The 10599-nt window shown below is 69.0% G+C and carries 13 protein-coding genes; 8 read left to right on the top strand and 5 right to left on the bottom strand.

Annotation, left to right across the window (positions count from 1 at the left end; genetic code table 11):
* Positions 1 to 34: 34 nt before the first annotated feature.
* On the top strand, positions 35 to 1936 hold the full coding sequence (gene rho, locus HOV77_RS31315) for a transcription termination factor Rho (RefSeq protein ID WP_290868842.1): 1902 nt from the start codon (positions 35 to 37) through the stop codon (positions 1934 to 1936).
* Between the two features lie 322 nt (positions 1937 to 2258).
* Here rho and HOV77_RS31310 read toward each other — a convergent pair whose 3' ends face one another.
* From HOV77_RS31310 to HOV77_RS31300, 3 genes are read right to left on the bottom strand one after another with little or no spacing between them, the layout of a single operon-like run.
* Positions 2259 to 3146, bottom strand: coding sequence for an AAA family ATPase (locus tag HOV77_RS31310; RefSeq protein ID WP_290868834.1), 888 nt, complete (start codon positions 3144 to 3146; stop codon positions 2259 to 2261).
* Entirely contained in the window at positions 3146 to 3850 is a 705-nt protein-coding gene (locus HOV77_RS31305) for a nucleotidyltransferase domain-containing protein (RefSeq protein WP_290868831.1), read from the bottom strand. The genes HOV77_RS31310 and HOV77_RS31305 overlap by 1 nt, the downstream gene beginning before the upstream one ends.
* On the bottom strand, positions 3840 to 4916 hold the full coding sequence (locus tag HOV77_RS31300) for an RNA ligase (protein ID WP_290868828.1): 1077 nt from the start codon (positions 4914 to 4916) through the stop codon (positions 3840 to 3842). The genes HOV77_RS31305 and HOV77_RS31300 overlap by 11 nt, the downstream gene beginning before the upstream one ends.
* Before the next feature lie 208 nt (positions 4917 to 5124).
* Between HOV77_RS31300 and rpmE the strand changes: the two genes are divergently transcribed.
* From rpmE to prmC, 3 genes are all read left to right on the top strand, one after another.
* A complete protein-coding gene (gene rpmE / locus HOV77_RS31295) occupies positions 5125 to 5346 on the top strand; it encodes a 50S ribosomal protein L31 (protein ID WP_290868825.1) in 222 nt (73 codons plus the stop codon).
* An 88-nt stretch (positions 5347 to 5434) separates the two neighbouring features.
* Positions 5435 to 6523 (top strand): peptide chain release factor 1, encoded by a 1089-nt coding sequence (gene prfA, locus HOV77_RS31290; RefSeq protein ID WP_290868822.1) that lies wholly within the window; start codon positions 5435 to 5437, stop codon positions 6521 to 6523.
* 10 nt (positions 6524 to 6533) lie between these two features.
* Positions 6534 to 7376 carry a peptide chain release factor N(5)-glutamine methyltransferase gene (gene prmC, locus HOV77_RS31285; RefSeq protein WP_290868819.1) on the top strand — a complete coding sequence of 281 codons (843 nt, stop codon included), beginning with the start codon at positions 6534 to 6536 and terminating at the stop codon, positions 7374 to 7376.
* 2 nt (positions 7377 to 7378) lie between these two features.
* Here prmC and HOV77_RS31280 read toward each other — a convergent pair whose 3' ends face one another.
* Positions 7379 to 7969 carry a Uma2 family endonuclease gene (locus HOV77_RS31280; protein WP_290868816.1) on the bottom strand — a complete coding sequence of 197 codons (591 nt, stop codon included), beginning with the start codon at positions 7967 to 7969 and terminating at the stop codon, positions 7379 to 7381.
* A gap of 110 nt (positions 7970 to 8079) precedes the next feature.
* On the opposite strand from HOV77_RS31280, the gene HOV77_RS31275 reads away from it, so the two are divergent.
* Genes HOV77_RS31275 through HOV77_RS31265 form a run of 3 tightly spaced genes read left to right on the top strand, consistent with a single transcriptional unit; the run spans position 8080 to position 9737 of the window.
* Complete coding sequence (locus HOV77_RS31275; RefSeq protein ID WP_290868814.1) at positions 8080 to 8733, top strand: L-threonylcarbamoyladenylate synthase; 654 nt, start codon at positions 8080 to 8082, stop codon at positions 8731 to 8733.
* 14 nt (positions 8734 to 8747) lie between these two features.
* Positions 8748 to 9338, top strand: coding sequence for a phosphotyrosine protein phosphatase (locus HOV77_RS31270; RefSeq protein WP_290868839.1), 591 nt, complete (start codon positions 8748 to 8750; stop codon positions 9336 to 9338).
* A gap of 9 nt (positions 9339 to 9347) precedes the next feature.
* On the top strand, positions 9348 to 9737 hold the full coding sequence (locus HOV77_RS31265; protein ID WP_290868811.1) for a hypothetical protein: 390 nt from the start codon (positions 9348 to 9350) through the stop codon (positions 9735 to 9737).
* 4 nt (positions 9738 to 9741) lie between these two features.
* Here the strand turns inward: HOV77_RS31265 and HOV77_RS31260 are convergent, their stop codons facing one another.
* A complete protein-coding gene (locus HOV77_RS31260; RefSeq protein ID WP_290868808.1) occupies positions 9742 to 10155 on the bottom strand; it encodes a hypothetical protein in 414 nt (137 codons plus the stop codon).
* 213 nt (positions 10156 to 10368) lie between these two features.
* Between HOV77_RS31260 and HOV77_RS31255 the strand changes: the two genes are divergently transcribed.
* The gene (locus tag HOV77_RS31255; protein ID WP_290868805.1) at positions 10369 to 10593 is read left to right on the top strand and encodes a hypothetical protein; all 225 of its coding nucleotides are present in this window, start codon (positions 10369 to 10371) and stop codon (positions 10591 to 10593) included.
* Positions 10594 to 10599 lie beyond the last annotated feature (6 nt).

Raw genomic sequence — 10599 nt, 5'->3', positions numbered from 1 at the left:
CCGGGCAGCTCGGCCCATCGAGGGAAGGAATCCATTGAGCGACACCACCGACACCACGTCGGATGTCTCCACCGTCGCTGACGACGCCTCCGCCGGCACCGCCCGGCGCCGCCGGTCGGGCAGCGGCCTGACAGCGATGCTGCTCCCCGAACTGCAGAGCATGGCCGCCTCGCTCGGCATCTCGGGCACCGCCCGGATGCGCAAGGGCGAGCTCATCTCCGCCATTCAGGAGCGTCAAGCCGGTACGCCTCGGCCGCGCGCCGAGGTAGCCGCCACCGCCGGCAACACCCGCGATGAGGTGCGAGCCGAGGTACGCGACGCGGCCGCCACGACCACGGAAGCGCCCGCCGAGCGCCCGGCCGAGCGGGAGCGTCCGCGTCGGGCCAGCCGCGCCGCCGGTCCGCCCGCCGAGCGGACTCGCGACACCGACCGGTCCCGTGACACGGCCCAGTCGGCCGAGACCGCTGCGGCACCGGCCGCCCAGGAGGAAGGCCGCGCCGAAGCGGCCGAACGCCCGCAGCGCGAGCGCCGGGACCGTCGCGAGCGCAACAGCGACCGCAGCGGCAACGAGCGTGGCGAGCGCACTGAGCGTGGCGAGCGCAACGAACGGGGCAACCGCGACCAGTCCGGCGACGGCGACGGCGACGACAAGCCGCGCGGCGAGCGGGGCAACGATCGCGATCGCAACTTCGACGACGACGAGGACGGCGGCCGCCGTGGACGGCGCAGCCGCTTCCGGGACCGTCGCCGTGGCCGTAACGAGCGCGACGGCGACAGCCCGCGCGAGCCGCAGGTCAACGAGGACGAGGTGCTCATCCCGGTCGCCGGCATCGTCGACGTGCTGGAGAACTACGCGTTCGTCCGCACGAGCGGCTACCTCTCCGGGCCGAACGACGTCTACGTCGCGATGTCTCAGGTCAAGAAGTACGGCCTGCGCCGCGGTGACGCCATCACCGGTGCGGTTCGGTCCGCCCGCGAGGGTGAAGGCCGCCGCGACAAGTACAACCCGCTGGTCCGGCTCGACACGATCAACGGCATGGAAGCGGAGGAGGCCAAGCGCCGCCCCGAGTTCTACAAGCTGACCCCGCTCTACCCGCAGGATCGCCTGCGGCTGGAGACCGAGCCCAACGTGCTCACCACCCGGGTCATCGACCTGGTGATGCCGATCGGCAAGGGCCAGCGTGCGCTGATCGTCTCCCCGCCGAAGGCGGGTAAGACCATGGTGCTGCAGGCGATCGCCAACGCGATCACCCACAACAACCCGGAGACCCACCTGATGGTCGTGCTCGTCGACGAGCGCCCGGAAGAGGTCACCGACATGCAGCGCTCGGTCAAGGGTGAGGTCATCGCCTCCACCTTCGACCGTCCGCCGATGGACCACACCACCGTCGCCGAGCTGGCCATCGAGCGCGCCAAGCGACTCGTCGAGCTCGGACACGACGTGGTCGTGCTGCTGGACTCGATCACCCGTCTCGGCCGGGCGTACAACCTGGCCGCGCCGGCCTCGGGCCGCATCCTCTCCGGCGGTATCGACTCGACCGCGCTCTACCCGCCCAAGCGCTTCCTCGGCGCCGCCCGCAACATCGAGAACGGCGGCTCGCTCACCATCATCGCCACGGCGCTGGTGGAGACGGGCTCCATGATGGACACGGTCATCTTCGAGGAGTTCAAGGGCACCGGCAACGCGGAGCTCAAGCTCGACCGGAAGATCGCCGACAAGCGCATCTTCCCGGCGATCGACATCGACCCGTCCGGTACGCGTAAGGAAGAGATCCTGCTCGCGCCGGAGGAGCTGGCGATCGTCCACAAGCTCCGCAAGGTCCTGCACTCGCTGGATTCGCAGGCCGCGCTGGACCTTCTGCTCGACAAGCTCAAGCAGACGCGGACCAACATCGAGTTCCTCATGCAGATCGCTAAGACGACTCCTGGGGAGTAGTCCTCGCGAACAGAGGGGGATGGGTTCCCACGGAGGGCGGTCAGGCTTGATCCCTCCGTGGGAACCCATCCCCCTCTTGCGTGGGCGATCTCCGCAGAGTCGGCGCGGCCTGCGTGAGAAACGCGGTGGTCCGTGTCGGCGGGCTTGCCGAGCGAGGTCCTGCGCGGCGCGCCGGCCGCTCGTTTCGGTGGCGGTCGGTGGTTGCCCGACGTGGGAAGTTGACCTTGGCTAGTTTGGGTCGCTATGGCGACCGAAAGTCGCCAAGGTCAACTTGGCCGCCCCCCGGTGGGCACCCGCGACGTGCGCAAGGGCGGGGCGCGGGTTAGAAGTTGCCTTCGGCTACTTGGAAGACTGTGAGGCCCAGGTCTCGCCACATGCGTACGACTTGGTTGCGATCGTCGAAGACGCAGGTCACTCGGAACGAGCTGCGGATGTGCTGCTCGAACAGTTCACGCTTCACCACCGAGTCCTTCCGGCTGTCGCCGGTCGCTCGCATGTAGAGGCCGGCGTACGGGACGCCGACGTGCTTGTCGAGCCAGGCCTCCGTCTTCGCCCGGCCGTCGTCGGTCCGGCCGGAGCAGTAGACGATGGTGTGCCCGGCGGCGTGCATGGCGCGTACCGCCGCGATGACGGGTTCGTTGGGCGAGTCCAGGTGCACCCGGGTCACGTCGTAGGGCGAGCGGTCGCCCATCAGGGCCACCGTCCCGTCGAGGTCGACGAGGATCGCGCTCGGCCGGTCCGCGGGCGGCTCATAGGCCGCTGTAGGCGCGGCCACGGGCAGGTCCAGCCGCGTTCGCTTGCCCGCCAGGTAGCGGGCGTGCATGGCTCGGATCGCCTCCTCGCCGACCGGGTTCGGTCGCCCGGCGTCGCGTTCGATGCACACCTCCAGCGGTACGCCGGTGAAGTCCTCGACGACGACAGCGGCTCCGCAGGCCATCCCGAGGTCGGCGAGTTCCCGGACGTAGCGGGACCGTAGGTTGGTGTCGTCGCAGATGACGTCGACCCCGGCGCGCAGCAGGGCCTCGATCGACGCCCGGTGGGCCATCGTGACCTGGTTCTCCGCCCACGACTCGCCCAGCCGGCCGCCGTGCAGCATCGCCCGCAGGTCGTCTCGGTTGACCCGGGTCGCCTTCGGCTGCTGAGCCTTCGCCCAGGTGGTCTTCCCGGAGCCGGGCAGGCCTCGGGTGATCGTGAGGGTGGGGGTACGCATCAGTCTCCATCCAGATAGAAAGCGCGTACGCGCAGCAGCCAGCGTTCGACCGCCGCCTCGTCGGGCTCTTCCGGGAGAACGGTACGCGCGGCGGCGAACCGTTCCCGGGCCTCTTCGAGCACCGGCCCGGCCAGGCTGGGGTCGGCCTCGACGTGCAGACCGAAATCGAGGTACCTAGCGGGGTCGGCGAGCCGGATCGGCAGCACCCCGGTCTCGTAGAGCGCCAATCCCTGGTCGATCAGGCGCAACATGTGCCGGGCGTGCTTGGCCGCGCGCCGATCCAGCCAGTTGCCCGTACGCCGTTTGCTGGTGAGGCGGGTGAGCTGCTGGGAGGCGTACCCGACGAAGGCGTCGCGCACTCGGGACGCCGAGAGGAACGCCGACCGGAGCCCGATCAGCTCGTCGCCGAGCGGCGTACGCACCTCGTAGAGCTCGTCGGGCAGCCAGAGCAGCTCGATGGCGGTGGGATTGCCGGAGAGCGCCAGACGGCAGTACTTCCCGGCTTCGTGCAGCGTCCGGTCCGGATCGTGCTCAACGACGGACTCCTGGGGCGGGTGCAGTCCGTGGAAGGCAACCGTGGGCGCGGCGAAGACACCCAGCCGGTCCACATCGGACTGAGGACCGGCCAGGCCGTACGCCGTCGACCCGACGATGCCCTCCAAAAGCACCGCGTTGCCTTCCCGAAGCACCGCGTCATTCGTCATCGAACGACCTTCCATGGGGCGTCTCGCCGGCGACCGGCTTGGCCGCCTGCCAGAGGGCGGGCCGGAGATCCTTGCCGTCGAGCCGGGCGAACAGCAGACCCCGCAGGTGGTGCCGGCCCGCCACGAGGGCGAAGTCCTTGCGGCTGAAGCCCTCTGGCAGGCCCGCCACGATCTCGCCGAACGCCCGCTCGACCTCGGCCACTCCGGCATCGACGGAAGCGTGCAGCCGGTCGGCCACGTCCCGAGCCCAGCTGTGGAACTCGTCGGGCAGCGGCTCGCATACCTCGGCGACGGTCGCCCCGGCCACCAGCGCCTCCCAGACCGAACGGGAGGTCAGTCCCGTGACGATCTTGTGCAGGCGGAGGTAGTCGGCGTACTTGATCTTCACGCGCTCACCGGTGGCGGGGGCGTGGACGACCAGGCCCTCCCGGTTCGGCCGAGCCGGGGCAGCCAGCGCCGCGCCGAAGGTGGCGTACGCGAAAGTCTCGACCTTCGGGCCCGGCCAGGCGACCTCGGCCGGGGAGAGCGAGCGGCCGGACTCGACGTCCACCGCGCCCAGCAGGACGAGATCCTCCATGCCCCCATAGTCGACCACGATCCGGTTCTCGGGGTAGATGATCTCGAAGAGAACCGTCTGACCGGGCGGCGGAGTCCAGTCCGGGTACCGCTTGCGCAGCAGCGCGGTCGCCCGAACCGCCTGATCGGAGGCGAACGAGCCCCGGGTGGCGACGGCGTACCCGTCAGGCACCGGGTAGAGGACGCCGAGCGAGCCGTCCGCCTTGTCGGTGACCTCGACCGCCTCGTCGAGCGCAAGGGTCGGCGCGCCGGGCTGGCCGTGGTTGAAGAACTTCCGGTACGGCCGCGCCAGGACCTCGCCGGTCTGGGCATGGACGATGAGTCCTCGGCAGATCAGGGTGGTTTCGTCCCAGGCGCCCTCGTATGCGCACTTCTCCGTGTAGTTGTAGATCATCAACGGCAGCTCGGGATGATCCTGAGTGCGCAGGAAGCCCGCGTCGAGCGCAGCCTGGAGCGCGCCCGCCGGGAAGAGGTCGGTGAGCGTGACCACAATCGGGCCCTTTCGAGAGGTGGCGGAATAGCAGAAGGGGCCGTCACGTTATCGATCTCGTCACCTGCTGCGCATCTCAATTGGGGCGCGTGGCAAGATGGACAACCGGCCCGGCAACCGCCGGGGCGCTGGTTCACGCCCGAGCTTTCCGGTACCTGAGGAGGCGTCGACGGCGACCCAGCGCACAGCCATGAGAGGACCTGAGGCTATGAAGTCTGGTATCCACCCGGAGTACAACGTGACCACCGTCACGTGCTCCTGCGGCAACTCGTTCACGACCCGCAGCACCGCCAAGAACGGTCAGATCCACGCGGAGTCCTGCAGCGAGTGCCACCCGTTCTACACCGGCAAGCAGCGTGTCCTGGACACCGCCGGCCGCGTGGCCAAGTTCCAGGCGAAGTACGCCAAGGTCGGCAAGGCCGCCAAGTAGCTGCTCCGAGGGGCGGCGCCCGTGTTCGAAGGGACGCGGAGCGCCGCCCCTTCTGCGTGTATTCGAGGCGAAAACGTGGAGGTGGGCGATGAGCACTGATCGGCTGACGGAGCTGCTGGCCGAGTACGACCAGCTGGAGAAGACGCTGGCTGATCCGGCGATCCACGCCGACCAGGCCGCGGCCCGCAAGGTCGGCCGCCGGTTCGCCGAGCTCACCCCCATCCACAAGACCGCCGCGGAACTCGACCAGGCCCGCGCGGATCTCGCCGCGGCGAAGGAACTCGCCGCGCTCGACGCCGATTTCGCCGCGGAGGCGGAGACGCTCGAGGCCCGCCTGCCCGAACTGGAGGAACGGCTCGCGGAACTGCTCATGCCGCGCGATCCCAACGACGCCAAGGACGTGATCCTCGAGATCAAGGCGGGCGAGGGCGGCGAGGAATCCGCACTCTTCGCGGGGGACCTGCTCCGAATGTTCCTGCGATACGCCGAAAGGCGCGGTTGGGTCACGGAAGTCCTCGACGCGCAGGACTCCGACCTCGGCGGATACAAGGACGTCGCGGTCGCGGTCAAGACCAAGGGCGTACCGGACGGCGGTTATGGGGTCTGGTCGCGGCTGAAGTGGGAGGGCGGCGTACACCGGGTTCAGCGGGTGCCGGTGACCGAGTCGCAGGGCCGCATCCACACCTCGGCGGCGGGCGTACTGGTGACGCCGGAGGCGGAGGAGACCGAGGTCGTCATCGACCCCAACGACCTCCGGATCGACGTGTATCGCTCGCAGGGGGCGGGCGGGCAGTCCGTCAACACGACCGACTCGGCCGTACGCATCACGCACCTGCCGACCGGGATCGTGGTGACCTGCCAGAACGAACGGTCGCAGCTCCAGAACAAGGACCGCGCCATGCGCATGCTGCGGGCCAAGCTCGCCCAGGCCGCCGAGGAAGAGGCGGCGGCAGCCGCCTCCGACGCGCGCAAGGCCCAGGTGCGTACGGTCGACCGGTCCGAGCGCATCCGCACCTACAACTTCCCGCAGAACCGGATCACCGATCACCGGATCGGATATACGGCGTACAACCTCGATCTAGTGCTTGCGGGGGACATGGACGGCGTGCTCGACGCGCTGACCGCCGCCGACCGCGCCGCCCGCCTCGCGGGTGAGACCGAGCTGTCCCGGCAGTAGACTGACTACCGTGCAGGCCGGTGAATCTGCGCAGGTCACGGCCCTTCTCCGGGAGGCCGCCGACCGGCTGCGCGGTGCCGGGGTGGACAGCCCGCGGACCGACTCGGAGCTGCTGCTGGCCCACGTGCTCGAATGCGACCGAGGCCGGCTGTATCTGCTCGACGTCATCGACGACGTACAGGCCGAGCGATTCCAGGCCGTCGTCGAACGCCGGGTCGCCCGGGAGCCCCTCCAGCACATCACCGGCAGCGCCTGGTTCCTCGACCTCGATCTCCAGGTCGGCCCGGGAGTCTTCATCCCACGCCCCGAGACCGAAACGCTCGCGCAATGGGGGATCGACAACATCGCCGGCATGGAACGGCCCACCGTCGTCGATCTGTGTAGCGGCAGCGGAGCCCTCGCCTTAGCCGTCGCACGGGCCCGCCCGGACGCCACCGTGTATGCCGTCGAAGTGTCGCCGGCCGCGCTGGAATGGTTGGGCCGCAACGCTTTCGGTACGCGAGTCCGCGTCGTGGCGGGGGATGTGCGCGATCCCGATCTCCTCGCCGAGGTACGCGGCGAAGCCGATCTGGTCGTCTGCAACCCGCCCTATGTGCCCGCTGCTCAACGCGTACCCGTGGAAGTGAAGGCGGACCCGCCGCTGGCGGTCTTCGCCGGTGTGGACGGCCTGGACCTGATCCCGGCGGTGGCCGAACTCGCCGCGGACCTGCTGCGCGACGGCGGCCGGGCGGGTATCGAGCACGACGAGTCGCACCCGGAGGAGGTCGCGCGCATCCTGGAGCGGCACTTCCGTGACGTACGCGGCCTGGCCGATCTCGCGGGCCGCCCCCGCTTCACTACCGGCGTGAAATGACCTCAGCCGACTAGATCGGCGACGGAGACCTTGGCCCACGGAAGGCCGGCCGCCGCGACGACGTCGCCTTCGACGAACTTTCCGGTGAAGGCGTAGGAGCCCTGGGGCCCAAGTTGGTGGGTGTGGATCGCGACAGACGGGCGGGGCTCGACGCGCCAGTAATGCTCGATGCCAGCGGCGGCATATTCGGCCGGTTTGTGCAGCCGGTCGACCGTCTCCGTATGCGGACTGACCACCTCGACGACCAGCAGCGTGTCAGCCGGGCTGAACCAATAGCGGTCGTCGTTGTCCGCCTCGGCCTTGATGATCATGATGTCGGGAACGCGGCGGTGGTCGTTCTTGATGCGGAGCTCCTGCTCACGCACGACGACGTAGTTGGGAGGGCAAAGACGGCGACAGGCGGATTTGAGAGCGTCAACGATTTCCTGGTGGCGACGAGTAGCGGGGGTCATGACGCGCACAACTCCGTCCACGAGCTCTAGCAGGCGGCTTTCCGGAAGCGACTCGTATTCCTCGGGGCTGACGACTTGAGCTTCCTGAATGGCTTCCAGCAGGGCTTCCCACTTGCGTGTCGGCTCTAGCACACTGGTCATCGTCCACCCTCCTCTCGCCTGCGAGCCTACGCCCGGGCACCGACACGCGGCGGGTCTGCGCGCCCAGGGGGCGGGAGGGTGCGGCGGGCCGCCGGGCCGGAGTGGCAGGATTGCACCTCGTGAGGCTCTATGACTGCCGTAACGTCGCCGAGCGCGACCTGGGGATCGAGGCCGCCGTCTCGGCGGTGAAGAGCGGCGACCTCGTCGTCCTGCCCACCGACACGGTGTACGGCGTGGGCGCGGACGCGTTCAAGTCGTGGTCGGTGACGGCGCTGCTGAATGCCAAGGGGCGCGGCCGCCAGATGCCGCCGCCGGTCCTCGTGGGCTCCCGGAACACCCTGGACGGGCTGGTCTCGCGGATGCCGTCGCGCGCGCGTGACCTGGTGGAGGCGTTCTGGCCGGGTGCGCTGACGATCGTCGTCGAGCAGGCCGCGAGCTTGCAGTGGGACCTGGGCGAGACCAACGGCACGGTGGCCGTGCGGATGCCGTTGCACCCGGTGGCGCTGGAGATCTTGCGCCAGACCGGGCCGATGGCGGTCTCCTCCGCGAACCTGACCGGCGAACCCACCGCGAACACCGCGGAGGAGGCGCGTGAGCAGCTCGGCTACAAGGTCAGCGTCTACCTGGAGGCCGGTCCCGCGCCGGAGCCGGTGCCGTCGACCATCGTCGACCTGACCCAGGAACGCCCGGTCGTGCTGCGGCAAGGCGCGATCACGTTCGACCAGCTGCGCTCGATCGTGCCCGACATGCAGGCGGCCTCGTGATGTCGACCCATCACCTGCCCCCGTTCACCGTGCTGCACGTCTGCATGGGCAACATCTGCCGGTCTCCGATGGCCGAACGCCTGCTCGCCCACGATGTACGCCAGGCGGGCGGGTCGGACGATCTGGTGCACTCGCACAGCGCCGGCACGGGTGGCTGGCACGAGGGCGAGGAGATGAACCCGCCCGCGGCCCGGCAGGTGAAGGCGCGTGGGGCGGACCCGTCCGACTTCGCCGCCCGGAAGCTGCGCGCCGACCACATCGACGCGGCGGACCTCATCCTGACCGCCACCGCCGACCAGGCGGAGTACGTGACCGCGCTGCGGCCGGACGCCGAGAGCCGCACCTTCGTCCTCGGCGAGTTCGGTCGGCTGCTGGGTGTGGTGGATCTCGGTGAGCTGCCGCCGGTCGGGGACAGCCCGGAGGACATCCAGATCCGGGGTGAGGCGCTCGTCGCCGCCGTGAATCGCGTACGCGGAACGGCGGCTCCGCTGCACGACGACGATCTCGACGACCCCTGGGGCCGGGGCGACCAGACCTTCTCCCGGGTGGCCGACGAGATCGAAGCCACCGTGGGCCCGCTCGCCGCCGCCCTGCTCAACCGGTAGCCTTTTCCCGTGACCAGCTCCGCGACCGGATACCTGCGCCCGGCCCTCCTCGTGACGGGGGCAGTGGGCGTACTCGGAGCGATCGTGGGGCTCGTCGTCCGCGGGTGGCCGGGTCTGTTCGGCGTCCTGGCCGGGACGGCGATCGTCGTGCTCAGCTACCTGATCTCGACCTTCGTCGTCGCCTGGGTCGACAAAGTCAAGCGCAGCATGCTGCTGGTCGCCGCCCTCGGCACCTATGCGATCAAGTTCACAGTGCTCTTCGTCTTCGTCGGCTGGATGGCCTCGTTGCACTGGGCCGGGACGTTGCCGCTGGCGGCGGGCGTCCTGGCGGCCGTGCTCGCCTGGACCGGTACGCAGATCTGGTGGACTTCGCGGGCCAAGTTCACCCTCGAAGTCTGAGTCGTCAGTCGTCGCCGAACAGCGACTTGCACGGATCCTTCATCGTCCCGCTGGTCAGGTTGTCGCTTTCGGTGTCCCCGCGAGACACCCGGCTCCAGTCGACGACGGTACGGAATGTGCCGAGTTTGCAGCCGATGCTGACCGTCCGGTTCTGATACTTCAGTTCGGCCGCGACCGTCTCCGAACCCTTCAACGTGAAGGACTTGCTGGTCACGGTCTTCCAGGAACTGCCCGACTTCTGCTCCATCCGGATCTTCACGCTGAGCTTCTCGGCGCCTGGTTTGCCGCAGCGGAAGCGTACGCGTCCTTCGATGCGCTCGCCGGCGTCGGTCTTCTCCGGACCGTCCACGACGACGGTGCAGTTCACCGGCTTCGGCCCCTCACCGGCATGGGTGGGCTCGCACCCCGTGAGCAGCACGGTAAGCACCAACAAGACAGCAGGTACAGTTGTCCTAGGCATCTCGGGGCACCAACCTTGGGAGGGGTAGGGGTTGCTGTCAATGAGACAGCGTCCGAGGGCCAACGCGCAATGCCGATATTTGACTGACTGTGCCGGTCTGCTCACACAGCGAACCATGAGCAGGGGGGCGCTGCGACACACCGCCGTAACGACTGATAAGGTTCGCGCGTCATGGCCGGTGACCAGTCCCCTCAGAAGCGCCCCACTCCTCAATCGGGTGCTAATGCAGGCTGGACTGCCGTCGGTTACCTGATCGCCGGGATCGGCGTTTGGGGCGGCATCGGGTGGCTTGTCGATAAGTGGCTGGACGTGCCCATGCACTTCGGCACCCTGGTCGGCATGCTGGTCGGCATGGCCGGGGCGGTCTACCTGATCGTCAAGAACATGGGCACGTGATCGAAA

This window comes from Hamadaea sp. (assembly GCF_013362815.1).
In the GTDB taxonomy this organism is placed as follows: domain Bacteria; phylum Actinomycetota; class Actinomycetes; order Mycobacteriales; family Micromonosporaceae; genus Hamadaea.
Note: the sequence above shows the minus strand (reverse complement) of the source record. Positions and strands in the feature narration are given on the sequence as shown.

Excerpts from the sequence above, each read along its gene's own strand:
- HOV77_RS31310 (WP_290868834.1), bottom strand. The coding sequence starts at position 3,146 with ATGCGTACCCCCACCCTCACGATCACCCGAGGCCTGCCCGGCTCCGGG.
- HOV77_RS31305 (WP_290868831.1), bottom strand. The coding sequence starts at position 3,850 with ATGACGAATGACGCGGTGCTTCGGGAAGGCAACGCGGTGCTTTTGGAG.
- rpmE (WP_290868825.1), top strand. The coding sequence starts at position 5,125 with ATGAAGTCTGGTATCCACCCGGAGTACAACGTGACCACCGTCACGTGC.
- prfA (WP_290868822.1), top strand. The coding sequence starts at position 5,435 with ATGAGCACTGATCGGCTGACGGAGCTGCTGGCCGAGTACGACCAGCTG.
- HOV77_RS31280 (WP_290868816.1), bottom strand. The coding sequence starts at position 7,969 with ATGACCAGTGTGCTAGAGCCGACACGCAAGTGGGAAGCCCTGCTGGAA.
- HOV77_RS31255 (WP_290868805.1), top strand. The coding sequence starts at position 10,369 with ATGGCCGGTGACCAGTCCCCTCAGAAGCGCCCCACTCCTCAATCGGGT.